Origin of the sequence: Streptomyces sp. NPDC006261, assembly GCF_040613515.1 — a bacterium.
In the GTDB taxonomy this organism is placed as follows: Bacteria; Actinomycetota; Actinomycetes; order Streptomycetales; family Streptomycetaceae; genus Streptomyces.
The window spans coordinates 1-24218 of the sequence record NZ_JBEXSI010000023.1 but is presented as its reverse complement, the minus strand read 5'-3'; the positions used below and the strand labels follow the sequence as shown (position 1 = coordinate 24218).

Sequence of the window (24218 nt, the reverse complement as noted above, 5' to 3'; positions counted from 1 at the left end):
TGGCACCACCCCGCAGCGCGGGGGTCTGCCCCAGGAACCTCGGGGTGGTGGCGCCATGGCTGCCGTGAGCCTTCGATCCGTACGTTTAACGAGGTCAGCGCCTATGTTTGAGAGACCGGAGACCTCATGTCCCAGGCAACAGCCACCGTTGCGGATCCCGCCGGTGACAGCAGTTCGGAACGATCCGGCCCCCCGGCTGCCGGCAGCGATTTCACCCCTCTGCTGCGTGCTGTGAAGGGGCAGGGTCTTCTCGAACGACGCACCGGGCGGTACGCAATCAGCATCGCGGCCAACCTGGTGGCTCTGGGCGGGGTGATCGCCGTCTTCGTTCTGCTGGGCGACACCTGGTGGAGCCTGTTCCTCACCCTTCCGCTGGCGGTCCTGTGGACCCGGACGGCCTTCGTCGCCCATGACGCGGGCCATTCCCAGATATCCGGTGACCGCAGGACGAGCAGGCTGATCGGCCTGGTCCACGCCAACCTGCTCCTCGGTATGAACGAGGCGTGGTGGAACGACAAGCACGTACGCCACCACGCCAACCCCAACCACGTCGACAAGGACCCCGATGTCGGCGTCGGCGCCCTGGTCTGGACCCAGAAGCAGGCGGCGCAGCGCGAGGGATTCGCCCGTTGGCTGACCCGCAACCAGGCCCGGCTGTTCTTCCCGATGCTGCTGCTCGAGGGCATAGCCCTGAAGATCTACGGGTTCCAGTTCCTGCGCCGCCAGCCGGCCCGGGAGCGTGCGGTGTCAGCCCTGCTGATGACCGCGCACCTCGCGCTCCACACGACCCTGCTGCTCACCACCCTGTCGCCGGGCAAGGCCGTCGTCTTCGCCCTGCTGCTGCACGCGCTGTTCGGTCTCCACCTGGGGATGGCCTTCGCCCCGAACCACAAGGGCATGGAGATGCCCGACCCGGACGGGGACCGCTGGAGCCACCTGCAGCGTCAGGTCCTGACCTCACGCAATGTGCGCGGCGCGATCCTCACCGACTGGTTCCTCGGCGGCCTGAACTACCAGATCGAGCACCACTTGTTCCCCAGCATGCCCCGGCCCCACCTGCGGCTGGCCCAGCCCCTGGTCAAGGAGCACTGCAGGAGCGTCGGCATGCCGTACGCGGAAACCGGGCTCGTCGAGTCCTACCGGCAGGCGCTGACCCATATGCACGAGGTCGGTGAGCCGCTGCGATGACGAGCGCCACAGGGGGACCGGGCAGGCGGTCACGGGGGCGGTGGGGGAACGTAAGGACGCACGGACGCGTTGACAGGACAGGAGCGGCGCCGGCCGCGAAGGAGGCGTGGACCATGTCGAACGGTGCGAAGGTCGCTGTCGCGGGGGTGGTGGCCGCGGTTGTCCTGTGGCCCCTGATCGGTTTCTGGTGGGCACTGCTGGTGGTGATCGGTGTCCCCGTCGCGGGCTATCTGCTGCTGGACCCGTCCCAGCGACGCAGGCTCCGCAGGATCAACCGCAAGGAAATCGGCCGCTGAGCACGGGACCGACCGGCAGCCGAGCCGGCTGAACCCCGGTTCGATCGGTGGCCGGGGCTGCTGAGCCCCGGATCCACCAGCAGCGGAAGCCCGGCTCCGCATCACGGTCACGCCGGATGCGCAGCCAGTGCGTCCAAGGCCTTCAGCAGACCGGGCAGCGCGGGCCCGCGGCCGACCGGCAGCACCTCGCCCGGCTCCTCGTCCAGCAGGATCAGCGCTATGTCGTCGGTCCTGGCGACCATCGACCAACCCGGGCCGTCGACCCGCAGAGTGCGTGCGTCGGCCGAGGCGAAGCCGGAGCGGATCCGGCCGGGAGGGGGCGGGGTCTTCGTGTAGGCGAGGGCCTCCGACAGGGCCCGTCGCACGCCGGGGTGCTGACCCGTCGCAGCGGCACCGGGTTCCGTGTCCCCACCGACGCTGGTGTCCTCGTCCCCCGGCTCACCGTTGTCGGCTCCTCCGGCCGACTCGCCGCAGGGCCGGACGAACTGCGAGTCGTCGATCCGCTCCCGCCACAGCGCCCACCGCTCCGCGACCTCGTCGGCTCCGAGCCGCCGCTGCGCGGGACCCCAGGATGCCGTGTCCGGTGGAGTCAGCGGCGCGGGGCCCACCCCGCCCGTCTCCGGGTCGTGCGGGGCGGGCACACCGGGAGCGGCGGCAGCCACGGCCAGCGGCCAGCCGGGCAGCGCGCACACCACGGAGCGGTCGTCGGGGGAGAGGTCGTATTCCATGCCGCAGTCCCACGCGGCGATGGCCACGGCCACCAGGGAGACGTCCTCGACGACCACGGTCCACCGGGCCCCGTCGCCGTCCTGCCCGAGGACGAGACCGTAGCCCTCCTCGTACGGTTCGAGGGCGAGCGAGCCGCACGCCGCCACGTAGTCGTCGCCCAGCACGCTCGGGAACCGGGCGGGAGTGAGCAGCGCCGCGGTCAGCACCAGTAGCGCGTCGTCGTCGGCGTCCGCACCGGCCACAGTGTCCTCCTCGTCCCCGGTCTCTCGCTCGGCCACCCGTCGCCCGGGTCCGCCTCGCGTCATCCGTCGGCGCACCTTAACTAGTCGGTAACCCCGCCGTCGAGGCCCCGACAGGCACTGCCGGGGCCTCGACCCGCCGATCGCTCGACCGGGTTGTCGTGGCCGGGAAACGCCGGGGCGTACGGGACGATCCGCGTAGCATCGGAGCTCCGGACGAACGAGGGGAACACCATGGTTCAGCGGTACGACCGGCTGAAGGAGATCCTCCGACTCGATCCGGAGCGGGATTTCCTGGAGATCTACCGCCTCACCGTCACCTACGAGTTCCCCTGGGACATCACCCGCGCCCTCGAACTGGCCCTCTACCGCACCTATGCCGTGCCCAGCATCGGCCGACTCCTCGCTGAAACGGCCGAGTTGACGGAGCGTTCGCAGAAGCGGTATGACGACACCGCCCTGCTCCTCGACACCGTGGTGGAGCACGGATTCGACACCGAGGAAGGCCGCACGGCCGTCCGCCGTATCAACCAGATGCACCGCAGCTACGACATCAGCAACGACGACATGCGGTACGTCCTGTGCACCTTCGTCGTCACTCCGAAGCGCTGGCTGGACGACTACGGCTGGCGCCGGCTCTCCGACCACGAACTGCGGGCCTTCGCCGCCTACTACCGCACCCTGGGCGCCCGCATGGGGATCAAGGACCTCCCGCAGAGCTACGAGGACTTCGAGCGCACCCTCGATACCTACGAGCACGAGCACTTCGGGTGGGACGCAGGAGCCCGCCGGGTCTCCGACGCGACCCTGGCGCTCATGGGCTCCTGGTACCCGGCGCCGCTCGCACCGCTGGTCCGGGGCGCCAGCCTCGCGCTCCTCGACGACTCATTGCTGCGGGCGTTCCGTTACGAGCGCCCGGGAGCCGTGGCCCGTGGGCTGACCCGGGGCGCCCTGCGTCTGCGGGCCCGTGCCGTCCGCCTCCTGCCGCCCCGGCGCACACCGCACTACGCGCGCCAGAATCCCGAGATCAAGGGCTACCCGGACGGCTACGAGGTCGCCGGGCTCGGTACGTTCCCCACACCGGGCGTCCGTGGCTGCCCGGTTCCCAGCCATCGGCGACCGTCGGACGTGCCCGTCGAGTGACTCCAGGGTGGTCCGCAGCCATCCGAGTTCCGCTTCGCCGGTCGCCTGCGCGATGGTGAGGACGCCTCCGCGGAAGGGGTCCTCCAGTTCCTCGGCGCGCGGCGGCCGGTCGCCCTCGTAGAAGGAGCTCATGGGTTCCTCCAGGAACACCAGTCGCCGCCGCAGCACCTCCGTCTGCGCCGAGGGCTCCGGAAGATGCCGGAGGAACCGGCAGGACGAACCGCCGTTACTCGTCGGTGACTTCCTCCAGGGGACGCTGAGCGGCGCACTGCCCGGCGCCGCCGGGCAGGTGGCCTCGGGAGTACGCGTCATCCAGGCGCCCGGTGCCGGGCACAACGTCATGTTCGACCGCCCTGATGTGCTGGCGGCCGCCGTCGCGGGCCGCACCGTGTGAGGCTGCGGGGCGCTGGGCCGTACCGCCGCGTGCCCGGGTTCGGTCGGTCAGGTCTGGCGTACGGCGAGGGCGAGGAAGCGGTGGTCCTCGTCGGTGTAGGAGTCCAGCCGCCATCCGGAGACGGCCAGCAGAGCCCGCAGCCTGGGCTCGGCCCGCAGGTCGTCGTCGGTGACGGTGCGCCCGTGCCGCGCGGCCAGGGCGGCACGGCCGATCGGGTGGAACAGGGCCAGCAGCCCGCCGGGCCGGACCACCCGGGCGAGCTCCGCCGTATCGGCCTCGGGCCGGGCCAGATGCGAGATCAGCCCGGCCCCGAACACCGCGTCCAACCGGCCGTCACGCAGGGGCAGCCGTGTGACATCGGCCCGGATCAGCGTGCCGCTCTCCGCTCGCCCCGCCCGCACGGCCGCCTCCAGCATGGCGGGCGTCAGGTCGGCGCCCAGCACGGTGCCGTGCGGACCGACCACCGCGCGCAGGGCCGGGAGCGCCCGCCCCGTACCGCAGCCCGCGTCGAGCACGGCGTCCCCCGGCCGCAGGCCCAGCAGACCGGCCGCGGCGGCGTAGGCCGGGCCGTCGTCGGGAAACCGGCTGTCCCAGCCGGCTGCTCGCGGGGTGAAGAAGTCCAGGACATGGGTGTGGTCATCGGCCATGCGGACATGATCGCGCAGTCGGCGCCCGGACGGAACGTCACGCTGCGACGGCCCGGGCTGGCGGTGCTCCGTGCCTGCGGGCTGGGCGCCGGGTGCCCGGGCCGTGATTCCGTGTCCGTCCGCGGTCGACAGTACGCGCTGCTCAGACGTTGACGCCGTAGTCGGACGCGATGCCGGCGAGCCCCGAGGCGTACCCCTGGCCGACGGCGCGGAACTTCCACTCCGCGCCGTGCCGGTACAGCTCACCGAAGACCATCGCGGTCTCGGTGGAGGCGTCCTCGCTCAGGTCGTAGCGGGCCAGCTCGACTCCGTTCGCCCGGTTCACCACGCGGATGAACGCGTTGCGCACCTGGCCGAAACTCTGACCCCGGCTCTGGGCGTCATGGATGGAGACCGGAAACACGATCTTAGCTATCTCGGCGGGGACCGCGGCCAGGTCCACCTCGACCGACTCGTCGTCGCCCTCGCCCTCGCCCGTCAGGTTGTCACCGGTGTGGCGGACGGAACCGTCGGGGCTGTTGAGGTTGTTGTAGAAGACGAAGTGGGCGTCGGTAAGGACCTTGCCCGCGGCGGAGCACAGCAGCGCACTGGCATCCAGATCGTGATCGGCCCCGGTCGTGGTCCGTACGTCCCAGCCGAGGCCGACCGTCACGGCCGTCAGGCCGGGGGCCTCCTTCGACAGGGAGACGTTGCCGCCCTTCGCCAGGCTCACACCCATGAATGTCCTCCAGTGTTCCGTCGGTCCGCACGTCTGATCGGTCGATCTCTTGATCCTGCGGTCCGTGCTGTGTCGCTGTCACTACATGTGGCCGCTACTGGTACGAACGCCCCACGCGGCCTTCAACGTTCCCGGACTGCGCAAGTCCTGAAATGAACGGCGGCCGTGAAATGAGCGGTCGCCGAGTGCCCGGTCCGGGTCGCCGGGCCCCGGGGCGGGATCAGCGGGCTTCCTCGTCCTTCATGGCCTTCGCCTCGCTCTTGAGGATGCGCATCGACTTCCCCAGGGAGCGGGCCGTGTCGGGCAGCTTCTTCGAGCCGAAGAGCACGATCACCACGACGGCCAGGATCAACAGGTGCCAGGGTTCCAGGCCGTTGCGCAACATTCTGGTCCCGCCCTTCTCTCCGTCCATGCGGCAACAGTTGCCGCATTGCGCAACTGTACAACTGTGGCTCGCGGGCCGGGCGGCCACCCCCTCCGCGCTCCGCGCCGGCCTTGCCTACGCCCGCTTCGATTCCGCGCCGGCCGTACGGCGCCGCTCGTAGCGCCTCCGTGCCGCCGTGAGCCCCACCGCGTACAGGCCCAGCACCGAGCCGAGCAGCAGGTAGTAGAGAGGCGGCAGGGCGCTCATCCCGAGCAACGGTCCCAGCGGGGTCAGGGGGAGCAGGACGCCGACCACCGCGAGCCCGGCCGCCGCTGCCCGCAGAGGTCCTCCGGCCCGCCGTTCGGCGGCGCTGCGACCGGTCCGGAGCAGGACCATCACGAGAGCCTGGGTCAGCAGGTTCTCGGTGAACCACCCGGCATGGAAGGCCGCCTCGCCGCCGGTTCCGGCCGGATTGTGGAGAGCGAGGGCCAGCACGCCGAAGGTGGCGAGGTCGGCGGCGGCGTTGAGCAGTCCGAAGCCGGTGATGAAGCGCAGGAAGTCACGCGAGCGCAGGACCGTGGGCCGGTGCAGGGCGGACGCCGCCGGGCGGTCGAACGCGAAGGCGAGCTGCGCCGCGTCGAAGCAGAGGTTCTGCACCAGCACCTGCGCCGGGAGCATGGGGAGGAAGGGCAGCATCAGCCCGGCCGTCAGCATCGCGATGACGTTGCCCAGGTTGGAGGAGAGGGTGATGCGCAGATAGGTGGCGATGTTCCCGTTGCTGTGCCGCCCCGCCAGCACCGCCCGGTCGATCGCGGTGAGGTCCTTCTCCGCCAGCACGACGTCGGCCGCCTCGCGCGCCACATCGACCGCGTTGCGCGGACAGATGCCGACATCGGCCGCGTGCAGGGCGGGCAGATCGTTGACGCCGTCGCCGAGGAACCCGGTGGTGTGCCCGGCGGCCCGCAGCGCCGAGACGATCCGGGCCTTGTGCTCAGGGGTGCAGCGCGCGAAGACGGTCGCCCGGTCCGCGACCCGCGCCAGCTCCGCGTCCGACAGGGTGTCCACCAGCTCGGCCGTCACCACGGCGCCGTATCCGCCCGCCGCTTCCGTGCGCAGTCCCAGGTCCTCGCACGCGCGGGCCGCCGTGCCCGGGTGGTCGCCGGTCAGCACCTTGACGGTCACTCCCCGCCGGGCCAGCACGTCGAGGGCGTCGGCGGCGCTCGGCGCGGGAACGTCCCGCAGGGCGACCAGGCCGACGAAGGTCAGGCCGCGTTCGTCCGCCGGGGTGTACGTGCCCGGCCGGGCGGGCCGATCGGCGCGGGCCACGGCCAGCAGGCGCAGCCCCGACTCCGCCTTGCGGGCGGCGAGGGCGAGGAGTCGCTTCCGCTCGCCCTCGTCCAGCGCGCACCGTTCGAGAACCGCCTCGACGGCCCCCTTGGTCACCAGCGTGTGGACGCCGGGCCGGCCCGGCCGCCGGAGCACCGCGGTCGCGACCCGCCGCACCGGATCGAAGGGCAGCGCGGCCACCCCCTCGTACGCGGCGGCCGACCCCCACTCCTCGGCCTCCTCCGCGGCGTCCAGCACCGCCTCGTCGAGGGCGTCCGGCGCCGGCAGCTCCGCCAGCTTGAGCGTCCACAGAGCGCTGAGCGCCGCCCACCGCAGTACGCCGGGATCGGGCAGGTCCGAGCCGTCGACCGCCGCTTCGACTACGGGCCGGTCCTCGGTCAGCGTTCCCGTCTTGTCCAGGCACAGCACATCGACGGCGCCCAGGTCGTGCAGGGCGGGCAGCCGCTTGACGATGACCCCGCTGGTTCGGGCGAGCCGGGCCGCACCACGTGCGAGCGCCGTCGTGACGATGACGGGCAGCATCTCGGGCGTGAGCCCCACCGCCACGGCGACAGCGAAGGGCAGCGTCTCCAGGCCCCGGCCCCGCAGCGCCGCATTGGCCATCAGCACCAGCGGCGGGGTCAGCAGCATGAACCGGATCAGCGTCCAGGAGATGCCCTGCACCGACCGGTCGAAGGCGCTGACACCCCGCTGCCTGGCCCGGCCGTCGTGCGCGGCGGCGAACCGGGTCGCCCCTCCGGTGGCCACGATCACCGCCGTACCGCTGCCGGACGTCACGCTGCTGCCCTGGAAGCACAGCTGCGGCTGCGCGAAGGGCCCGGCCCTGGCGAGCACGGGGTCCGATGCGTCCAGGGGATGTTTCGCCACCGGCGCCGACTCGCCGGTCAGGGCCGACTGGTGCACTGTGAGCCCGCCGGCGCGCAGTACCTGCACATCCGCCGGTACGAGATCACCCGGACCCAGCCGGATCACATCGCCGGGCACGAGGTCGGCCACCGGAATCTCCCGCTCCCGGGACGCTGCGTCCGACGAGGTCCGGCGTACGGCGGTCGCCGTGGTCGCCACCAGCTCCCTGAGCGCCGCCGTCGAGCGGTCGGCACGGTGCTCCTCGGTCGAGCGCAGGAGGCAGCTGACCGCGACCAGGGCCAGGATCACGCAGGCGGTGCCCCAGGCGGAGACGACGGCGGAGACCAGTCCCAGGCAGAGGAGAACCGAGGTGAAGGGGTCCCTGAGGCTGCGGATGAAGCGCTGGGGCCAGGGAACCGGCCGCCAGGCGGGCAGCACGTTCTCACCGAAGTGCGCGAGCCGCTCCTCGGCCCGTGCCTCCACCAGGCCACGCGGTCCGGTGTCCAGCGAGCGCAGTATCTGCAGGGAGGTCTTCATCTGCGGGGAGCCCGGTCCGGCGCCGGGAGGCGCGTCGGCGGTGGCGGGATCCGTGCCGACGATCGCCGGCGGGGCCCCCTTCCCGGACGCGTCGATGGCCGGGAACGGTGTCACCGAGGCCGGCGTGCCGGGGGCGGTCCGGCCGGATCCCGCGGCTGCGCTGCCCTCAGGCACCGAGCTCACGCAGGCGGACGGGCTCCTGGGCCGGGTGGCCGGCGCGCTCGGCGAGCTGGCCGACCATGAGCCGGACGACCGTCACCACGTCGGGGTCGTCGACCAGGTAGACCTGCCGACGGCCCTCGCGGCGCGAACGCACGAGACCGGCCAGCTTGAGCTTGGTCAGGTGCTGGCTGACCGAGGGGAGGGTGCCGCCCACCCGCTCGGCGAGGCCCGTCACATCGCTCTCGCCCTGGGCGAGAGCCCATACGATGTGCAGCCTCGCCGGTGTCGCCAGGAGCCCGAACGCGGCCGCGGCCTCGGCGAGCACCTCGGCGGGCGGATCCTGGAAACCGCCGCCGGTACCTGTCGACACTCTTGCTCTCCCGTCCCTGGGCCACCCGCCCGGACCGGTCACCGCATCCGTCGCCGCGACCGAAAAGAACCAGTGTAGGGGCCACGTCGAACGCTCTCGGAGCCGTGGTGAACGCGCATGAGTTGACAAGACGCCAGAAGCGGGAGGTAACAGGGGTGAGATGCGGCAGGAGTGGGCGGGCCGGATCCACATCGATCAAGAACGATCAACCAGCTCGCCCCACGCGGCTGGGCGCCATGCTGTCCCGGTAGCGATGTCCGAACGGCTGAACCGAGCTTCGCCAGAGGTGTGCGGCTCACTCGCGGGAGAAGTGGTCGATGTCCTCCGAGCACGTCGAAAACGCGCACAGCACGCACAGCGCTCCGACCACCCACCAGGACGACGACACCGCGATGGCCCTGAAGATCCTGGTTGCGGGCGGCTCGGGAGCCGGGAAGACGACCTTGGTCGGCGCGGTCAGCGACATCCGGCCGCTGCGGACCGAGGAACCGCGCAGTTGCGCCGGGCGCGGAGAGGTGGTGCGGAAGACCGCCTCGACCGTAGCGATGGATTTCGGCCGTATTACCATCTACGCCGGTCTGTCTCTGTACCTGTTCGGCACACCGGGGCAGAACCGTTTCCGGTTTCTTTGGGACGAGTTGTCCGAAGGCGCGCTGGCGGCGGTCGTCCTCGCCGACACCCGGCGCCTTGAGGACTGCTTCGCGGCCGTCGACTACTTCGAGCGTCGGCGCATACCGTTCGTCGTCGCCGTCAACTGCTTCCCCGGGGCGCGCGCCTACGCGGCGCACGACGTGTCGCACGCTCTCGACCTGGACCGGGGCACGCCCGTGGTGCTGTGCGACGCGCGCGACCGGGACTCCGGGAAAGACGTCCTGATCCGTACGGTCGAGTACGCCGGGCGTGTGCACACCGCCCGGCTCCTCGACTCCGTGGGCTGACCGCCCACCGACGGCGAGCGGCCGTTCAGTCGGCCATGCCGGCCAGGGCGGTCACCTTGTCGATCCGTACGCGCACCACCAGCTCACCGGCCACACCGTTGCGTCGGCCGAACTCCTCGGCGGCCTCCGGTCCGACGTAGCGCCCGGCGATCCGCGTCGCCCACCGCAACAGTTCCTCGGGTTCCTCGCTCAGCTCCGCATGCCCCTGCACCACGGCGAACGCGTACGGCCGCCGGTCGTCGTCCACACACAGGGAGACCCGTCCGTCGCGCTCCAGATTACGGCCTTTCACACTCTTCTTGCCGGTGTTGAAGACCAGCGAATCGCCGTCGAGCAGGAACCAGACGGGCGCGACGTGTGGACTGCCGTCGGCCCGCACGGTCGAGACCTTTGCGGTGCGGGTGCCCTCGGACAGGAAGGCCCGCCATTCTCCATCGGTCATGTGATGTGCCATGGACCCATCCTGGGCCCGCTGCTCGCGTGGCGCGAAGCGGCGCCCCGGGAGGAGGGGGGCGCTTGCCCGTACGGGGGCGGTGCGCAAGGCTTACGCGCGTAGCGGGGCACGGGGAACGAAGGCACGGGGAGGACGAGCAGATGGCGCTTGACCGGGGACTTGACTGGCTCCTTGACGATCTCACCAGCAGGGTGCAGTACATACGCCACGCGCTGGTTCTGTCGAACGACGGCCTGGTCACCGGGGCCAGCACCGGACTGGCCCGCGAGGACGCGGAACACCTGGCCGCAGTTTCCTCCGGACTGCACAGCCTGGCGCGCGGTTCGGGACGGCACTTCCGGGCGGGGCGGGCCCGCCAGACCATGGTCGAGTTCGACGAGGCGTTGCTCTTCGTGACCGCCGCGGGCGACGGCAGCTGTCTGTGCGTGCTGACCGCCGCCGAAGCCGACGTGGGGCAGGTGGCTTACGAGATGACTCTGCTCGTCAACCGGGTCGGCGAGCACCTCGGCGTATCCGTCCGCCAGAGCGGCCCGGAGGACGCGCACCCCTTCTGAGGCTTCTGACAGCTTCTGACCTCGTCCTTTTCTCCGGCCGAGCAGAGTTATCCACAGGCCGGACCGAGAGTGACTCCGCCGGGCTACCGTGATCACGGAGAGTATTCGACGCTCACGGGGAGGACGGCCATGACGGTCAAGGAAGCGGTCCGCGCGCGGACCGAGGACACCGGCGAAGTCCGGGATGCCGACGAAGGCCGCAATGATGGCGCGCACACCTCGTCCGGCACATCGGCGGCCACGGTGGCCGCCGGCCGTGCGGCGCAGGAACTGGGGCTCAGGCGCAGTGAATTCGAGCTGGCTGTGCACCTGGGACTGATTGCCGTCACTGCCGGGCCCGGCGGCGGGCGGCCGCGGGTGCACGAGCGGGAGCTCGCGCGGCTGCGCGAAGACCCGGGCTTTCCCGACGGGTTGGCCGAGCGCGTACGCACCGTCGGCACCGCGGAGGGTGCCGCTCTGCTCGGTATCGTCCCCGCGCGCCTCACCCGGCTGGCCCGTGCGGGCTGCGTCTCGCCCGTCACGTTCTATCTGAACCGGTACCGAGCGGTGGTGTGGCTCTATCTCGCGGACGAGCTGGCCTCGTTCGCGGTGCGGGAACCCGAGCTGCTCGCCGGCCGCACGCCCCTCGGGATGCGCACGCTGCTGGAGGCGGGCGGCGACTGGCGTGCGCGGAACTGGCGGAATCAGCGCATCGACCGACTGCTGAAGCGCACCGCCGACCCCTGGGCGCGGGCGGCGGTCGAGGCGTCCGCACTGGACTCCGCGCACCTGGCGGAGGTGGTGGAGGATCCTTATGAGCGCGCCTATCTCGCCCGGGTCAGGCCGGAGCCCGTCTTCGGGCGGCCGGGATCCGTGGCGGCCAGGGAGACCATGGGGGAGCTGATGCTGGCGGACGACCCCGACGAGATCCTGTGGCGGCGGGTGAACCTGACGCTCGGTCTGGACCTGGCCCGCGAGGCACGGCCGGCCCCACGGCCGGGTGACGACCCCGGAGCGCGGATGACCCCCACCCCGGGCTCCACCTCTCGCGTCCCTGCACCACAGGCCCTGCCGGTCGCGGAGACGGCGCCGCCCCCGTCGTCCTGCGCCGGGGACGCACTCTCCGACGTAGGGGAGCATGGCGGAAAACGGCTGCTGGCCCGGCTGGGGTGGCGCCGGCGGAGTGACGGGTAGCGCGGTTCACGGGCGGGCGTTCGAATCCTGCATCATGTCCGTATGTTGATCAGGGAAGCAACCACCGAGGACTGGCCCGCCATCTGGCCGTTCTTCCACAGGATCATCGCCGCGGGCGAGACCCTCACCTACCCGCTGGACCTCGCGAAGGAGGACGCACGGGGATGGTGGTTCGTCGCCGCGCCGAACCGCGTGGTCGTCGCCGTCGACGAGGCAGGAGAGGTCCTCGGCACCGCGAAGATGAACCGGAACCACATGGGCAACGGCTCCCACGTGGCCAGCGCGACGTACATGGTCGACCCCGCCCGCTCCGGCAAGGGGGTGGGGCGCGCCTTGTGCGAGTACTCGGTCGAGTGGGCCCGCACGTCGGGTTTCCGGGCGATGCAGTTCAACGCGGTGGTCGAGACGAACACCCGCGCGGTCAAGCTGTACGAGTCCATCGGCTTCGAGGTGATCGGCACCCTTCCCGAGGGATTCAACCATCCGACCGAGGGCTATGTGGGCCTGCACATCATGCACAAGGCCCTCTGAGATCCCGGGCCGCGGCTTCGGCCACCGGCCGGTTCGTTACCGACGAACGGTGGCTTGAAGCAGATGTCCACCTTGTGTCAGGAGGCAGAGATATCCAGGGGAGTTGGGTCGGGAGGAGGTGTGTGGGGCGGGTGCGCCCTGACGGGGTCATGGCAGTACTGTGCGCCCCATCGCCATCCGGGCGATGAGATGCAGCTGGAGGAAGTACCCATGACCATACCCAGGAGATCGTGGCGCGCCGCTGGAAAACTCGTGGCCGCTGCGGTCGTCGGTCTGACCGGAAGCATGATCTCCGCCGGTCCGGCCGCGGCTCACACCCCCACCTGGGATGTGACCTGCTCCGAGGTGACTGTTGACCTCAAGTACTACACGGCGAACGTCCCCAACACGGTGACCGTCACGGTGGACGGCAAGGACCTGCTGCCGACCGAGACGTTCGGCAGGGAGTTCAACAAGAAGCTCACGCTTCCCGAGCACTCCGAGCAGCTGACCGTGCGGCTGGTCGTCAAGGACGGCAGCAAGGGCGGCACGTACTCGTACGAAGGCGAGAAGATGGCCAAGGTGTGCGAGGGGGAGCCCCCCACGCCGCCGCCGACCGAGCCGACTCCGACCGAGCCGACTCCGACCGAGCCGACTCCGACCGAGCCGCCGCCGACCGAGCCGACGCCGTCGGAGACCCCGGGCACTCAGACGCCCGAGCCGAGCGAGACCCCCAGCGGTGAGCCTTCGGAGTCCGCGCCCGCGGTGCCGGCTCCGAGCGAGAGCTCGCCGCCCCTGGCCGAGACCGGTTCGTCGTCCGCCACGCCATTCATCGGTGGCGCCGCGCTCGCGGTGCTGCTCGCCGGTGGCGGGATCCTGTGGGCCGTCCGTAAGCGGCGTCCCACCCAGGCCTGACGCCCGTGCGTCCGGCGTCGCTCCCCCCCATGAGGCGGTGAGCGGCGCCGGGTCGCCTGAGGTGTCGGCGCCGCCGACCGAGGGGCGTGCCGCATCGCAGAAGGTGGTGCGGCGCCCCCCTCGTCGCTGCCCGGTCATCGCTGCCCGGAGGGCGGGGCCTGCTCCGCCGCGCCCCGGGGGGAAGCGGTGGCCGGCGGGGGAGCGGGACCGATCTCGCACCAGACGGCCTTGCCCTCGCCGCGGGGCTCGATCCCCCAGCGGGTGGCGACAGCGTCGAGCAGGAGCAGCCCCCGGCCCGACGTCGAGGTCTCGCCCGGGGTACGCCGCCGGGGCCAGGCACTCGACCGGTCCTGCACCGAGAGCCGGATACGCCGCACCGGCTCGGGCAGTACCTCCACGGTCAGGACCGCCCCGCCCTCTGTGTGCAGCAGGACGTTCACCAGCAGCTCACCGGTGACCAGTTCCGCGTCGTCGGCGAACTCGGCCATGTCCCAGTCGGCGAGTGCCTGGCGCACGATCGCACGGGCGTCCGACAGCCCCTCCGGGTCAGCTTGATGGATGTACTGGTGCAGCCGGGGCGCGTGCGAGGACCCCACATCGGGGCTGCGCCGCAGGACCAGGAGCGCCACGTCGTCCCCCGACCCCCACCGTTCCCAGAGCCGGTCCGAGAGATGGTCGGCCAGCGCCTCGGCCCCGGCGGGTCCCGCGCTCACCTCGTTCCGCAGCGCTTCCACCCCGGTGTCCAGGTCGGCGCCCGGCTCCTCCACCAGGCCGTCCGTGTACAGCACGAACGTCTCTCCGGGTACCAGATCGAGCCGGGTCTCCGGGTACTCCTCGTCGTGGAACTCCGTGGAGATGCCCAGCGGCAGACCGCCGCGCACCTGCGGACTGCCCACCCGCCCGTCGGAATGCCGGATCAGCGGTCCGAGGTGTCCGGCCCGGACCACCCGTGCCGCCCCTGTGGCCAGGTCGACCTGGGCGTAGGTGCAGGTCGCGAAGCGGTCCGTGTCCAGTTCGGCGAGAAACCGCGACGCCCGGGCCAGCACGGTCGCCGGCGGGTGGCCCTCGGCAGCGTAGGCACGCAGGGCGATGCGCAACTGGCCCATGATCGCTGCCGCGTGGGTGTCGTGCCCCTGCACATCCCCGACGACGAGGCCGTAACGGTTCTTGGGCAGAGCGATCACGTCGTACCAGTCGCCGCCGACCTGCCGCCCGCTCCACGCAGCGTGGTAGCGCACCGCGATCTCGCCGCCCTCGATGTCCTGTATGCGGGGCGGGAGCATCGCGGACTGGAGCTGGGTGGCGAACTCCCGCTCCTCGTCGAAGAGCATGGCCCGCTGGAGGGACTGCGCCACGATGGCCGCAAGACCCAGGCACAGGATCCGCTCGTCGGCGTTGAAGACCGTGCGCTCCCGGTAGAACAGGGCGAGGCCGCCGAGCGACCTGGCCTGGGCGACCAGGGGCAGATAGGCGGCGGCCCGGAATCGGAGCTTGCCCAGATGCGGCTCCAGCACCGGGTACCGCCGGGCCAGTGCCGACAGCGACGTGATGAACCGGGGCCGCCCGCTGCGGATGGCGTCGGCCAGCGGAAGGTTGCGCTCCAGGTCCCCCGAGCCGAGCCCGTCGAGCGCCTCCAGGGACTCGCCGCTCAGCGCCACGATGTTCAGGGCGGAGCTCTCCACCAGCCCCAGGGCCAGCCCGTCCGCCCCCAGCCTCGCCAGCCCGCCCGGACCGGTGAGCGCGGCCGTCACATCGTCCACGGTCACCGCGCGTGACATGGCGCTGGTCGTGCGCTCGACGATGTTGGTCTGACGCTGCCTGCGCTTTTCCAGATCGAGGACGAAGGCCGAATGGGTGACTTCCGCCGTCGCGTCGCGGACGACCCCCACGATCCGGTGGGCCTTCCCGTCCTTCGACCGCAGGATGCGGGCCTGGACATGGGTCCACTGGGTCGTCCCGTCGTCCAGCGGAACCCGGAAGTGGACGTTGCAGGAGTTGCTGCCGCCCGTGATGGCCTCGTCGATCGTCACGTCCAGCCGAGCTCGCTCCGCCGGCTCCAGCCGCTCCACCAGTGCGCCGGGACGCGAGTCGTACGTCGCCGGGTCCACGCCGAAGACCGCGAGCCCCGCGTCGTCGATGTCCAGGGTCCGCGCATCGAGGTCCCAGTCGAAGCTGCCCGTCCGGTTCATGGCGAGGCGTTCCGTCGGCCCGATCTCACCGTTGGTGCTGCGGTCGATCCGGCGGAGCGGAGCGGCTTCGGTGTCCTGCCGCCGTTCGTGGTCGGTCATGCATGCTCCGGAGGTCGTCCGGCGGGGCGCGCGGCGACGCGCCCTGTGAGCCTCAATTGTCGAGCCGCTTCCACCGGAGTGCCACAGCGGCGCACCACCGAAGTCCCCTCCCGGACCACGCGTCGGGACCCTTGGCGGCCCCCGTGTCCGGCGGGCGTGCGGGGGAGTCGCAGAATGGCGGGAACGAACCGTCCGGTGGCGACGGACGGCCCACAGGACTCCACCGTGCCCAGTGAGCGGAGTGCACACATGATCGACGACCGGCCCGTTCTGCTGGAGACCCGAGGGCGCTCCCTGCACATCACCCTGAACCGGCCCCGCGCCATCAACGCCCTCACCCACACCATGGTGCGGCTTCTCGTCGAGGCGCTCGCCGGTGCCGAGCGGGACGAGGCGGTCACCTCGGTCGTCCTGGCAGGAGCGGGCGACCGCGGCCTGTGCGCGGGCGGTGACATCCGGGCGCTCCACGACGACACCCGGGCCGGAGGCCGTGCGTCGCTGGACTTCTGGCGTGACGAGTACCGCCTGAACGCCCGCATCGCCCGGTTTCCCAAGCCGTACGTCGCTCTGATGGACGGCATCGTGATGGGCGGGGGAGTCGGGGTGTCGGCCCACGGCTCACTCCGGATCGTCACGGAACGCTCACGTTCGGCGATGCCCGAGACCGGCATCGGGTTCGTGCCCGACGTCGGAGGCACCCGCCTGCTGGCCGCCGCCCCGGGCGAGCTGGGCACCCACCTGGCGCTCACCGGCCGTTCAGTCGGGGCGGCCGACGCCCTGCTGTGCGGCCTCGCCGACCACTACGTGCCCACGCGGCGACTGCCTGAGCTCACCGAGGCCCTGGCCGGGGCGGCGAGCGCGGACGACGTGGTGCGGACGGTGCAGGGGTTCGCCGAGGAGCCGCCCGCCGGCGAGCTCGCCGCGCAGCGCGACTGGATCGACGCCTGCTACGCCGCGGACACCGTCGAGGAGATCGTCCGACGGCTCCAGGCGGACTCCGCCCCCGCGGCGGCCGATGTGGCGGCGGAACTCGCGGGAAGGTCGCCCCTGGCGCTCAAGGTCACGCTCGCCGCCGTACGCAGGGCCGGCCGGCTCGGCAGCCTGGAAGCCGTCCTCGACCAGGAGTTCCGCGTCTCCGGCCGGATCAGTGAGGAACCGGATTTCGTGGAGGGCGTACGCGCCCGGATCATCGACAAGGACGGCAACCCGCAGTGGAAACCGGCCACCCTCGCCGAGGTGGACGACAGCACGGTCGCCCGCTTCTTCGCCCCCCTCGGACCGGATGAGCAGGAGCTCGGCCTCGCCCCCGGCGTCACCGCCGACGGTACGACCTGAGACCGAGCCCCGGCCGGTGCTCCCTCTGCCGGCCTCCCTGTCTCCCTGCCTACCTGTCGCTGCCGGACAGGCTCGGCTGCAACTCCCGCACCAGAGCGAACAGCCGGTCCTCGTTCCCCGTCAGCCCCGCGCCGCGCAGGGCACGGTCGGCCTCCCGCATCGGTGATGTGAGCAGCGGCAGGTACAGGGGCGCGTCCTCCGGGTCCGAGAGCGCGGCCCGGGTGGCCTCCAGCAGGCGGACATACGCCTGCGCCGCGGCGAGCTCGTCTTTGTCCATCTCGGCGTCTCCTGGTCGAAGGTGTCGGACCGTCAAGCATCCCCCATGGGTCTGACAACACCCCTCCGAGCCGCTACCGCACCCCGGCAACATCCGCCGGCGGCTCCACCTCCAGATACCGCCGCCTGCGAGGACCCCGGTAGAGCAGTACGGTCCAGCCGAGCCGCCGCAGCACCTCGGCGCACTCGGCCAGCGCCTCCCCCTCGTGGTGCGCGGCGCCGCTGCCCGGCGGCCCGGCCCAGTCGACCCGCACCGACCCGGCCGGCTCACCCGTACGCACCCGGTACCCGGCCGACAGCCGGTGCCCCGACGCGTCGACTGCGGACGGAGTGGCCCCGGAGCTCTCCAGGGCCAACGCGACGGCCCGTACCGGCCGGTGAAGCTCCCACGGCGCCGGCGCGGCTTCCGGAGGACCGGCCCGTCCGTCACCGGTCAGACGGCGGATCTGCAGCAGCCCCTCGAAGGCGGTCCGCACCGAGGCGGCGCGCACCTCGGCGGCCTCGGTGAGCGGCGGCCCGTCCCCGGTCGCGGGCTCGAAGCCGGCATCCTCCTCGCCACCCATACGTCCCCCTGCGCTTGGACCACGCGTACGTGCCCCAGTGTGCACGGAAGCAGTGACACTCCCCTCGGCCCGGCCGTACGGAGTCCGGCGGCGCGGCTCAGGCGGCTTCTCGGAGGTCCTCCTCCACGGCGGCCTTGAGGCGCTCGAGGGTGCTCCGGATGTTGCCGCGCTGGAACTGCCCGAAGGTCTTCCCCCCTGTCGCGACACGGTCGAAACCGTTGGCCAGGAAATCCGGCCATGAGCGCCGGTCGTCGGTCCAGGTCTCGGTCACCCGGGTCCCGCCGCCCACCGCTTCGAAGCGGTAATCCCAGGTCGCGATGGGCCCTGGAAGGCGAGGGCGCCGGACGCCGATGGCGTGGACCCGGAAGGCGAAGCGCTCGGCCGGATCGGCCGCCGTCACGGTGCACCGGGTCGTCCAGCTCAGGGCACCGCGCTTGTTCCGGCCCTCGAAGACCATGCCGACGTACGCGCCGCGCCGCTCACCCATCACGGTCGCCCCGCGGTTCTCGGGGCTCCAACGGCCCATCGTGGTCGGGTCGCTGAGCTGTTCGTACACGTATGCCGGAGGGGCATCGATGACGATGCTGTCCGCCACGGACATGGTGCGGGGCACGGCGCAACTCCTCGTCCACGGTCGTCGTCGGCCGGATCCCGGGAGCGGACGGACCGTGGTGCCGCATCCCGGGCTCACACCTTACTCACGAGTAGCCCGTCCGTTGAGTGCGGGAGCGGTCCGGCGACCGGGATCCAGGCCCCCGCCGCCCCCGTGGACCGCCCGGTTCAGCGCGTGCGCCGCTCCCGCCGGTTCGCCACCTTCACCCGTACGTCGGTCGGCAGGCCGCGTATGCCCGCGCAGCGACGCGCGTCCGCCACCATCCCGGCGGCGACCCGGCGCACCACTTCCGCGGGCCGGGCCTCCGGCTCGACGACCAACGTCACCGCCGCCCGCAGCGGGCGGCCCGCCACGCGTACCCGGGCGTCCGCCACCCCGTCGACCGCGGCCGCCTGCGCGGTCATCGCCCGCTCCAATGCCCGCCGCCGCAGCGCCAGACCGTCGCTCCGCAGGCCCACCCACCGGGGCCGGGGCGCCGACATCTGCCCGGTGAACCACCGGACGAACAGCGCCAGTACGAGGACGAGCGCCGCGATCACGACAGGGGTCCACCAGCCGGTCTCCCGGGCCCGGGCCAGTCCGTCGCGGTCCAGCAGCACCCCGTAGGCCGCGCGTCCGGCCCACCAGTCCGGCACCTCGTGCCCCGCCTGGCCCAGCCCCGAACCGTCCCCGACGGCCAGGAGAGCCCCGCCGCCCAGCAGGGCCAGGCCGACCGTCCCGAGCAGCACCCGGTTCACCGCGCCACGCTTGATCACCGCCACGCTCGCCACATCCTCACGCCGCTTTCCCTCACGCCGCGTCCCCACACGCCGCTCATGCCTCTCCGCCGTACCAAGGACCGCCCGGAGCGCCGTCCACGGCCGCGTCCGGCCGTCCCGCCGCGTCCGGCCGTCCCGCCGAGTCCGGCCGTCCCGCCGAGTCCGGCCGTCCCCCCGCGTTCGGCTGCTCCGCCGCGTCCGGCCGCTCCACCGCTGCCGGGTCCACCAGCGTTTCCGGTTCCGGTGGCAGCAGGCCCGCCTCGCGCCGTACCCGGACCAGGACCCGCGGAGCGGGCGGGCGGGTCAGGCCCAGCTCCAGCAGGCCCACGCCCAGCGCCCGGACCACCTCGGCGCGTACCTCGTCCGGGTCGCCGTACCCCACAACGGCGCGGACCTTCGCCCGCCGACGACGCACGGTCACCTGCGCTCGGGCGACCCCGGGGACGCCGAGGGCCCGCTCCCGCAGGATCCGGGCCGCCGCCGAACCGGACCGCGACCACATCGGCCAGCACCATCCCGCACACCACAGCTCCCACGGCCGCCAGGAACGCTGCGGGAACACGCCGCTCCGACCTGATCCGGGGGCCGGGGCGACCCTGGGCAGCGTCCGGTGCGGGCTGCACCTCATCGGCCTCCGGGGCGGGCGCGGGAGCGTCGGCGGACAGCGCGTCGACGCGGACCTCGGCGCGGGGTACGGACAGACCCGTCAGGGCCGACGTCCGGGCCACAGCCCGATCCCGGATCCGCTGCGCGGCCTCGTCGGCCCGCACCGGATAGGGCAGCCGTACGCCGACCGAGATCCGCGCGGAGGTCCCGCGCACGTCGGCCGAACCCCGGAGTACCGACCCGCCGTCGGGCAGCGCCTCGGCGGCGGCCCGCTCGGCGATCCGCCGGACCGCCCGCGACGCCACCGTCGTCGAACCACGCCCACCGGCGGGAACGGTCACGACCGCCTCCCCACCAGCGAGTCGAGGAACTCCCGCAGACCGGTCCCCCGGTCCACGAGGTGACCGGCGAACCAGCCCAGCGCGCCGAGCGCGGCCACCACGAGGAACGCCCCGAACCCGCCGAACCAGCCAGCGAACCCCAGCGCCATGCCCGCGGACGCCCCGGCCACGCCCCGCCCCGGCACACCGTCCACCGGGCCGGGTCCGTCCACCCTCCGCGTCACGCCGTCACGCCACGCGGGTCTCGGCCGCGGCGGCCTCGTCATCGTCCTCGGGCAGGTGGACGTCGTTCACGGTCACGTTGACCTCGACGACCTCCAGGCCCGTCGTCCGCTCCACCGCCGCGATGACGTTCTCGCGCACGTCGCGCGCCATATCGGTGATCGCGACGCCGTACTCGACGACGAGGTCCAGGTCGATGGCCGTCTGGCGCTCGCCCACCTCGACCTTGACGCCCCGTCCGACGTTCGGCCGGCCGCCCGGCACGCGGTCACGCACCGCGCCGAGCGTGCGGGAGAGACCACCGCCCATGTCGTACACGCCCGGGATCTCCCGGGCCGCCATGCCCGCGATCTTCACGACGACGGTGTCCGCGATCGAGGTACGGCCCCGCGTCGCGGCGGGCTCGGACGGGCCGGTGGCTCCGCGCCCCACGGTCGTCGTACCGCCGACTCCGCCGCTCCGCTTCTGTCCGCCCGACCCCGGTCCCGTGCCCGCGACGGGAACGGCTGCGGCTGTCTCGGTGGTGGTCATGGAAACTCCTCGCGTATCGCTCGGCTCGTATTCGTCTGACATCTCGTTGGACACACTGTCCGACGATTCGTCACGCGAGTTCCCGGAAACTTTCCGATCCCGGATCCCGGATCCCCGGTCCCCGATCAGGCGTCGCGGTCGGAGTACACCGGTGCGTGACGTTCCGCCGTCCCGGGTGTCCGACCGACAGAAGCGAGCAGACCGAGAGGGTGTCGTGCAACCGACTGAGGGAGGGGCTGGTCCGTGCCCGGCGACGGGAACCAGATGACGGAACGGGCGCCGGACGGCGTCCGGGCCGACGAGGCGCTGCTGGTCGTACGGGCCGGAGAGGGCGACGAGGAGGCGTTCGAGGCGCTCGTGCGGCGGCACAGCCCCGCCATGCTGCAACTCGCGGCGCGGTTCCTTGGGGACCGGGCGGACGCGGAGGACGCCGTTCAGGACGCCTTCGTCAGCGCCTGGCGCAAACTTCCCGAGTTCCGCCGGGACGCCTCCTTCCACACGTGGCTCCACCGCATCGTCACCAACGGCTGCTTCAACCGGCTCCGGTCCCGCAGACCGGCGGCGGACCTCGACTCGGTGCCCGAACAGGCCGCCCCGGAGTATCAGGCGTCCCCCGCCCGCGCCGTCGAGTCGCGGGCCGCGGCCGACGCACTGGCCGCGGCGATGGAGGGCCTGTCGCCCGAACAACGTGTCTGCTGGGTGCTCCGCGAGATGCAGGGGCTGTCGTACGAGATCATCGCGGACACGGTCGGAATCAGTCTGCAGGCGGTCCGCGGCCGGGTCTTCCGGGCCCGCCGCTACCTGACGGAGGCGATGAGCGCATGGCGATGAGGGCCAACCCCGACCGGCCGGAAGAGAGTCGGCTGCAAGAGAGCCGGTACGAGGAGGAGGAGCGGCTCGCCTGCGGGCGCCCGCTGAGCGACGTCTGGGATGCCTGGGACGCCGGCCGGACAGCCGACGACCCCCACCTCCTCGCCTGCCCGCACTGCTCGGCGGCCCTGGCCGAACTCACCGGCCTGGGCGAAGCCGTACGTCGTACCTGCGCCGAGGAGCCCGGACTGCCGGCCGCGGTCACGGCCGCGGTCACGGACCGCGTGATGGACCTCGTCCGGCTCGAACTGCGCCCCGGGCGTCCGCTTCCCCTGGGGGAACCGGAGGAGGACCACTGGATCGTCGAGGCGGCGGCCGCGCGGCTGCTGCGGGCGGCGGTCGACGCGCTGCCCGGGGTACGGGCCGGGAGCTGCCGTATCGCGCCGCTCGACCCGGCCGACCCGATGAGCCCGGTCCACGTACGCGTCGAGGTCGCGGCAAGCCTGGACCGGTCACTGCCGGATCTGGCCGACGCCGTACGCGCACGGATCGCCGCGGTCGCCGACCAGGACATCGGCATGCGCCTCGGCGCGGCCGACGTCCTGGTCGTGGACATCCTGGACGGCGACGCCGAGGACGATGACGCCGAGGACGATCGCCACGGCACGGGAGGAGCAGCGCGATGACCGCCGACACACACCGGGACCGGCTCGCCGAAGCAGCGGCCGGGGCCGCTCAGGACGTCCCCGGCGTCGCCTTCCTGCGTCCCGGCGTCGTGGACCTGCTGCGGACGCGGGTCGCCGACCGGGCCCCGCGTCTCGCGGCGGGGCCCGGTGCGCCGGCGCAGGGGGTGCGGGTGAGGCGGGACGAGGCCACCGGTGCGTGGCACATCGACATCCGCATCGTCCTGCGCCGCGGCCACCGTGCCCTCGACGTCACCCGGGCCGTGCACACCGCGACGTTGGCCGCGGTCCGCGCCGAGCCGTCGGTCTCGGTGCGGGTGACGGTGACGGTGACGGGGGTGGTCTGAGCGGTTGGGCCCCCGCGGCCGCGGGACCGGAGGGGGAGACGGCGACCGGGCCGCCCGGGACCACGCCCCGGGCGGCCCGGCCTCCTCCACCGTGCGGATCAGGCGCGCCACTCCGCCGTGCGTTCCGGCGACGCCTCCGCCAGTGCCTTCACGATGGCGTCGGCGTCGCCCTGGTTGCCGTACACCGGCGTCCCCGGCTGCTGACGCCACGACTCGTCCAGGCCACCGGCGTCGACCGTGTCGAAGCCGAGCTCGTCGATGAGGTCGCGGACGGCCTGCTTGGCCACCGGGTCGTCCCCGGCCACCGGCAGCGCCTGCCGGCCGGGGCTTCCCTGGGGACGGCCTCGGTTCAAAAGGTCCTGCGCGTACGTCCCGTTGAACGCCTTGATCACCGGGTGGCCGATCCGCTGCTCGGTCCACCGGCTCTCCGGCAGCCCGTCCTCGATGGCGGCGATCCGCCCGTCGCGCTGCTGCGGGTAGTAGTTCCCGGTGTCGATGACCACGACGTCCTCCGCCGCCCCGCCCAGGAATCCCGCGGGCAGGTCGGGGACCGCCCTCAACGGGACGGTCACGACGACGATGCGGGCACCCCGTGCCGCCTCCGACGCGGCCACCGGGGTGGCTCCCGTCTCCTCGGCCAGGGCGGTCAGGGTCTCGGGGCCGCGGGAGTTGGCGACCGACACCTCATGTCCGAGTGCGGTCAGCCGCCTGGTGAGATTGCCGCCGATGTTGCCCGCTCCGATAATGCCGATCTTCATGGATCCGACCTTCCCATAACTTGCTGAGTGGGGAGAAGTGGTTCTGCCGCTTCACCAACTCCGCTGCCCGGCGAGCTATTCCGGACCGCCGTGTGGGCCATTTGAGTGTCCTTGCCGGGCGCTCGCGCGGGACGGGGAAGGATGTCCCACCGGACCGATCGGCGCGGGTCCATCCTGGTCGCCTAGTCCATACGGGCCGTTGACCGAAGGAGCGTCGCAGTGACGACGAGGGGCATCTCGCAACCGGTGGAGACCGATGCCGCAGAGGGGGACGAACTGCCGGTACGGCTCAAGGAGCCGGGCAACGTCGTCATCAAGTGGATGACCACCACGGACCACAAGACGATCGGGACGCTCTATCTCGTCACCTCCTTCGCCTTCTTCTGCGTCGGAGGACTCCTTGCCCTGGTGATGCGCGCCGAACTCGCCCGCCCCGGAACCCAGCTGATTTCGAACGAACAATTTAATCAGGCGTTCACGATGCACGGCACGATCATGCTGCTGATGTTCGCGACGCCGCTGTTCGCCGGATTCGCGAACTGGATCATGCCGCTGCAGATCGG

The 24218-nt window shown here is 72.2% G+C and carries 28 protein-coding genes and 3 pseudogenes; 14 read left to right on the top strand and 17 right to left on the bottom strand.

From position 1 onward, the window contains the following. Positions 1–126: 126 nt before the first annotated feature. Both ABZ154_RS17135 and ABZ154_RS17130 read left to right on the top strand, forming a co-directional pair. Positions 127–1188: an acyl-CoA desaturase gene (locus ABZ154_RS17135; protein ID WP_356833348.1), complete on the top strand. Its 1062-nt coding sequence runs from the start codon at positions 127–129 to the stop codon at positions 1186–1188. A 113-nt stretch (positions 1189–1301) separates the two neighbouring features. Further along, the gene (locus tag ABZ154_RS17130) at positions 1302–1484 is read left to right on the top strand and encodes a hypothetical protein (protein ID WP_073882474.1); all 183 of its coding nucleotides are present in this window, start codon (positions 1302–1304) and stop codon (positions 1482–1484) included. Positions 1485–1591: 107 nt separating this feature from the next. On the opposite strand, the gene ABZ154_RS17125 is transcribed toward ABZ154_RS17130, so the two are convergent. Continuing rightward, the gene (locus ABZ154_RS17125) at positions 1592–2455 is read right to left on the bottom strand and encodes a hypothetical protein (protein ID WP_356833501.1); all 864 of its coding nucleotides are present in this window, start codon (positions 2453–2455) and stop codon (positions 1592–1594) included. A 231-nt stretch (positions 2456–2686) separates the two neighbouring features. On the opposite strand from ABZ154_RS17125, the gene ABZ154_RS17120 reads away from it, so the two are divergent. After that, positions 2687–3595, top strand: coding sequence for an oxygenase MpaB family protein (locus ABZ154_RS17120; protein ID WP_356833346.1), 909 nt, complete (start codon positions 2687–2689; stop codon positions 3593–3595). Here the strand turns inward: ABZ154_RS17120 and ABZ154_RS17115 are convergent. Beyond that, positions 3578–3802 (bottom strand): annotated as a pseudogene (locus ABZ154_RS17115) (PadR family transcriptional regulator); the annotation flags it as partial. The gene ABZ154_RS17120 and the pseudogene ABZ154_RS17115 sit on opposite strands and share 18 nt — an antisense overlap. Before the next feature lie 34 nt (positions 3803–3836). Here ABZ154_RS17115 and ABZ154_RS17110 point away from each other — a divergent pair. After that, positions 3837–3989, top strand: a pseudogene (locus ABZ154_RS17110) (alpha/beta hydrolase); the annotation flags it as partial. A gap of 47 nt (positions 3990–4036) precedes the next feature. Here ABZ154_RS17110 and ABZ154_RS17105 read toward each other — a convergent pair. From ABZ154_RS17105 to ABZ154_RS17085, 5 genes are all read right to left on the bottom strand, one after another. Continuing rightward, a complete protein-coding gene (locus tag ABZ154_RS17105; RefSeq protein ID WP_356833344.1) occupies positions 4037–4636 on the bottom strand; it encodes a class I SAM-dependent methyltransferase in 600 nt (199 codons plus the stop codon). Positions 4637–4778: 142 nt separating this feature from the next. Next, positions 4779–5354 (bottom strand): TerD family protein, encoded by a 576-nt coding sequence (locus tag ABZ154_RS17100; protein ID WP_356833342.1) that lies wholly within the window; start codon positions 5352–5354, stop codon positions 4779–4781. A gap of 220 nt (positions 5355–5574) precedes the next feature. After that, positions 5575–5739 carry a Sec-independent protein translocase subunit TatA gene (tatA, locus tag ABZ154_RS17095; protein ID WP_356833499.1) on the bottom strand — a complete coding sequence of 55 codons (165 nt, stop codon included), beginning with the start codon at positions 5737–5739 and terminating at the stop codon, positions 5575–5577. A gap of 114 nt (positions 5740–5853) precedes the next feature. Next, entirely contained in the window at positions 5854–8631 is a 2778-nt protein-coding gene (gene mgtA, locus ABZ154_RS17090) for a magnesium-translocating P-type ATPase (RefSeq protein ID WP_356833340.1), read from the bottom strand. After that, a complete protein-coding gene (locus tag ABZ154_RS17085; RefSeq protein WP_018512826.1) occupies positions 8615–8980 on the bottom strand; it encodes a metalloregulator ArsR/SmtB family transcription factor in 366 nt (121 codons plus the stop codon). The genes mgtA and ABZ154_RS17085 overlap by 17 nt, the downstream gene beginning before the upstream one ends. Positions 8981–9372: 392 nt before the next feature. Between ABZ154_RS17085 and ABZ154_RS17080 the strand changes: the two genes are divergently transcribed. Beyond that, positions 9373–9918: an ATP/GTP-binding protein gene (locus ABZ154_RS17080; RefSeq protein ID WP_356833497.1), complete on the top strand. Its 546-nt coding sequence runs from the start codon at positions 9373–9375 to the stop codon at positions 9916–9918. Positions 9919–9943: 25 nt separating this feature from the next. Here ABZ154_RS17080 and ABZ154_RS17075 read toward each other — a convergent pair whose 3' ends face one another. Next, the gene (locus ABZ154_RS17075) at positions 9944–10372 is read right to left on the bottom strand and encodes a PPOX class F420-dependent oxidoreductase (protein ID WP_356833338.1); all 429 of its coding nucleotides are present in this window, start codon (positions 10370–10372) and stop codon (positions 9944–9946) included. A gap of 140 nt (positions 10373–10512) precedes the next feature. Between ABZ154_RS17075 and ABZ154_RS17070 the strand changes: the two genes are divergently transcribed. The 4 genes from ABZ154_RS17070 to ABZ154_RS17055 all read left to right on the top strand — a co-directional run bounded on the left by ABZ154_RS17070 (position 10513) and on the right by ABZ154_RS17055 (position 13524). Then, on the top strand, positions 10513–10926 hold the full coding sequence (locus tag ABZ154_RS17070; RefSeq protein WP_356833336.1) for a roadblock/LC7 domain-containing protein: 414 nt from the start codon (positions 10513–10515) through the stop codon (positions 10924–10926). A 129-nt stretch (positions 10927–11055) separates the two neighbouring features. Further along, complete coding sequence (locus ABZ154_RS17065) at positions 11056–12099, top strand: DUF6397 family protein (RefSeq protein ID WP_356833334.1); 1044 nt, start codon at positions 11056–11058, stop codon at positions 12097–12099. A 42-nt stretch (positions 12100–12141) separates the two neighbouring features. Further along, a complete protein-coding gene (locus ABZ154_RS17060; protein ID WP_356833332.1) occupies positions 12142–12630 on the top strand; it encodes a GNAT family N-acetyltransferase in 489 nt (162 codons plus the stop codon). Positions 12631–12840: 210 nt separating this feature from the next. Then, positions 12841–13524 carry an LAETG motif-containing sortase-dependent surface protein gene (locus tag ABZ154_RS17055; protein ID WP_356833330.1) on the top strand — a complete coding sequence of 228 codons (684 nt, stop codon included), beginning with the start codon at positions 12841–12843 and terminating at the stop codon, positions 13522–13524. A 134-nt stretch (positions 13525–13658) separates the two neighbouring features. Here ABZ154_RS17055 and ABZ154_RS17050 read toward each other — a convergent pair whose 3' ends face one another. Continuing rightward, positions 13659–15812 (bottom strand): SpoIIE family protein phosphatase, encoded by a 2154-nt coding sequence (locus ABZ154_RS17050; protein WP_356833328.1) that lies wholly within the window; start codon positions 15810–15812, stop codon positions 13659–13661. Between the two features lie 249 nt (positions 15813–16061). On the opposite strand from ABZ154_RS17050, the gene ABZ154_RS17045 reads away from it, so the two are divergent. After that, positions 16062–17147 (top strand): enoyl-CoA hydratase/isomerase family protein, encoded by a 1086-nt coding sequence (locus ABZ154_RS17045; RefSeq protein WP_356833326.1) that lies wholly within the window; start codon positions 16062–16064, stop codon positions 17145–17147. A gap of 49 nt (positions 17148–17196) precedes the next feature. Here ABZ154_RS17045 and ABZ154_RS17040 read toward each other — a convergent pair whose 3' ends face one another. The 7 genes from ABZ154_RS17040 to ABZ154_RS17010 all read right to left on the bottom strand — a co-directional run bounded on the left by ABZ154_RS17040 (position 17197) and on the right by ABZ154_RS17010 (position 21057). Next, positions 17197–17424, bottom strand: a complete 228-nt coding sequence (locus ABZ154_RS17040) for a hypothetical protein (protein WP_015606445.1) — start codon at positions 17422–17424, stop codon at positions 17197–17199. A 73-nt stretch (positions 17425–17497) separates the two neighbouring features. After that, the gene (locus ABZ154_RS17035) at positions 17498–17986 is read right to left on the bottom strand and encodes a hypothetical protein (RefSeq protein WP_356833324.1); all 489 of its coding nucleotides are present in this window, start codon (positions 17984–17986) and stop codon (positions 17498–17500) included. Positions 17987–18083: 97 nt separating this feature from the next. Continuing rightward, on the bottom strand, positions 18084–18599 hold the full coding sequence (locus tag ABZ154_RS17030; protein WP_356833322.1) for an SRPBCC family protein: 516 nt from the start codon (positions 18597–18599) through the stop codon (positions 18084–18086). 167 nt (positions 18600–18766) lie between these two features. Further along, entirely contained in the window at positions 18767–19360 is a 594-nt protein-coding gene (locus ABZ154_RS17025) for a hypothetical protein (protein WP_356833320.1), read from the bottom strand. Positions 19361–19412: 52 nt separating this feature from the next. After that, positions 19413–19859, bottom strand: a complete 447-nt coding sequence (locus tag ABZ154_RS17020) for a DUF6286 domain-containing protein (protein ID WP_356833318.1) — start codon at positions 19857–19859, stop codon at positions 19413–19415. A 441-nt stretch (positions 19860–20300) separates the two neighbouring features. Continuing rightward, positions 20301–20528: a hypothetical protein gene (locus tag ABZ154_RS17015; protein ID WP_356833316.1), complete on the bottom strand. Its 228-nt coding sequence runs from the start codon at positions 20526–20528 to the stop codon at positions 20301–20303. Between the two features lie 4 nt (positions 20529–20532). Then, positions 20533–21057, bottom strand: coding sequence for an Asp23/Gls24 family envelope stress response protein (locus ABZ154_RS17010; RefSeq protein WP_356833314.1), 525 nt, complete (start codon positions 21055–21057; stop codon positions 20533–20535). Between the two features lie 243 nt (positions 21058–21300). Here ABZ154_RS17010 and ABZ154_RS17005 point away from each other — a divergent pair, with 243 nt between their 5' ends. Genes ABZ154_RS17005 through ABZ154_RS16995 form a run of 3 tightly spaced genes read left to right on the top strand, consistent with a single transcriptional unit; the run spans position 21301 to position 22897 of the window. After that, a complete protein-coding gene (locus tag ABZ154_RS17005) occupies positions 21301–21888 on the top strand; it encodes a sigma-70 family RNA polymerase sigma factor (protein ID WP_356833312.1) in 588 nt (195 codons plus the stop codon). Next, entirely contained in the window at positions 21879–22553 is a 675-nt protein-coding gene (locus ABZ154_RS17000) for a hypothetical protein (protein ID WP_356833310.1), read from the top strand. The genes ABZ154_RS17005 and ABZ154_RS17000 overlap by 10 nt, the downstream gene beginning before the upstream one ends. Then, a complete protein-coding gene (locus ABZ154_RS16995) occupies positions 22550–22897 on the top strand; it encodes an Asp23/Gls24 family envelope stress response protein (protein WP_356833308.1) in 348 nt (115 codons plus the stop codon). Before ABZ154_RS17000 ends, ABZ154_RS16995 begins: the two co-directional genes overlap by 4 nt. A gap of 98 nt (positions 22898–22995) precedes the next feature. On the opposite strand, the pseudogene ABZ154_RS16990 reads toward ABZ154_RS16995, so the two are convergent. Then, a pseudogene (locus tag ABZ154_RS16990) lies at positions 22996–23673 on the bottom strand (NAD(P)-binding domain-containing protein); the annotation flags it as partial. Between the two features lie 201 nt (positions 23674–23874). Between ABZ154_RS16990 and ABZ154_RS16985 the strand changes: the two are divergent. Then, a partial coding sequence (locus ABZ154_RS16985; RefSeq protein ID WP_356833306.1) for a cbb3-type cytochrome c oxidase subunit I occupies positions 23875–24218 on the top strand: 344 nt, incomplete at its 3' end.

Coding starts and splice junctions, on each gene's coding strand:
- ABZ154_RS17080 (WP_356833497.1), top strand. CDS start 9,373: ATGGCCCTGAAGATCCTGGTTGCGGGCGGCTCGGGAGCCGGGAAGACG.
- ABZ154_RS17060 (WP_356833332.1), top strand. CDS start 12,142: ATGTTGATCAGGGAAGCAACCACCGAGGACTGGCCCGCCATCTGGCCG.
- ABZ154_RS17040 (WP_015606445.1), bottom strand. CDS start 17,424: ATGGACAAAGACGAGCTCGCCGCGGCGCAGGCGTATGTCCGCCTGCTG.
- ABZ154_RS17130 (WP_073882474.1), top strand. CDS start 1,302: ATGTCGAACGGTGCGAAGGTCGCTGTCGCGGGGGTGGTGGCCGCGGTT.
- ABZ154_RS17075 (WP_356833338.1), bottom strand. CDS start 10,372: ATGGCACATCACATGACCGATGGAGAATGGCGGGCCTTCCTGTCCGAG.
- tatA (WP_356833499.1), bottom strand. CDS start 5,739: ATGTTGCGCAACGGCCTGGAACCCTGGCACCTGTTGATCCTGGCCGTC.
- ABZ154_RS17020 (WP_356833318.1), bottom strand. CDS start 19,859: ATGTGGTCGCGGTCCGGTTCGGCGGCGGCCCGGATCCTGCGGGAGCGG.
- ABZ154_RS17035 (WP_356833324.1), bottom strand. CDS start 17,986: ATGGGTGGCGAGGAGGATGCCGGCTTCGAGCCCGCGACCGGGGACGGG.
- ABZ154_RS17070 (WP_356833336.1), top strand. CDS start 10,513: ATGGCGCTTGACCGGGGACTTGACTGGCTCCTTGACGATCTCACCAGC.
- ABZ154_RS17065 (WP_356833334.1), top strand. CDS start 11,056: ATGACGGTCAAGGAAGCGGTCCGCGCGCGGACCGAGGACACCGGCGAA.
- ABZ154_RS17000 (WP_356833310.1), top strand. CDS start 21,879: ATGGCGATGAGGGCCAACCCCGACCGGCCGGAAGAGAGTCGGCTGCAA.
- ABZ154_RS16995 (WP_356833308.1), top strand. CDS start 22,550: ATGACCGCCGACACACACCGGGACCGGCTCGCCGAAGCAGCGGCCGGG.
- ABZ154_RS17050 (WP_356833328.1), bottom strand. CDS start 15,812: ATGACCGACCACGAACGGCGGCAGGACACCGAAGCCGCTCCGCTCCGC.
- ABZ154_RS17105 (WP_356833344.1), bottom strand. CDS start 4,636: ATGGCCGATGACCACACCCATGTCCTGGACTTCTTCACCCCGCGAGCA.
- ABZ154_RS17100 (WP_356833342.1), bottom strand. CDS start 5,354: ATGGGTGTGAGCCTGGCGAAGGGCGGCAACGTCTCCCTGTCGAAGGAG.
- ABZ154_RS17010 (WP_356833314.1), bottom strand. CDS start 21,057: ATGACCACCACCGAGACAGCCGCAGCCGTTCCCGTCGCGGGCACGGGA.
- ABZ154_RS17120 (WP_356833346.1), top strand. CDS start 2,687: ATGGTTCAGCGGTACGACCGGCTGAAGGAGATCCTCCGACTCGATCCG.
- ABZ154_RS17135 (WP_356833348.1), top strand. CDS start 127: ATGTCCCAGGCAACAGCCACCGTTGCGGATCCCGCCGGTGACAGCAGT.
- ABZ154_RS17045 (WP_356833326.1), top strand. CDS start 16,062: ATGATCGACGACCGGCCCGTTCTGCTGGAGACCCGAGGGCGCTCCCTG.
- ABZ154_RS17055 (WP_356833330.1), top strand. CDS start 12,841: ATGACCATACCCAGGAGATCGTGGCGCGCCGCTGGAAAACTCGTGGCC.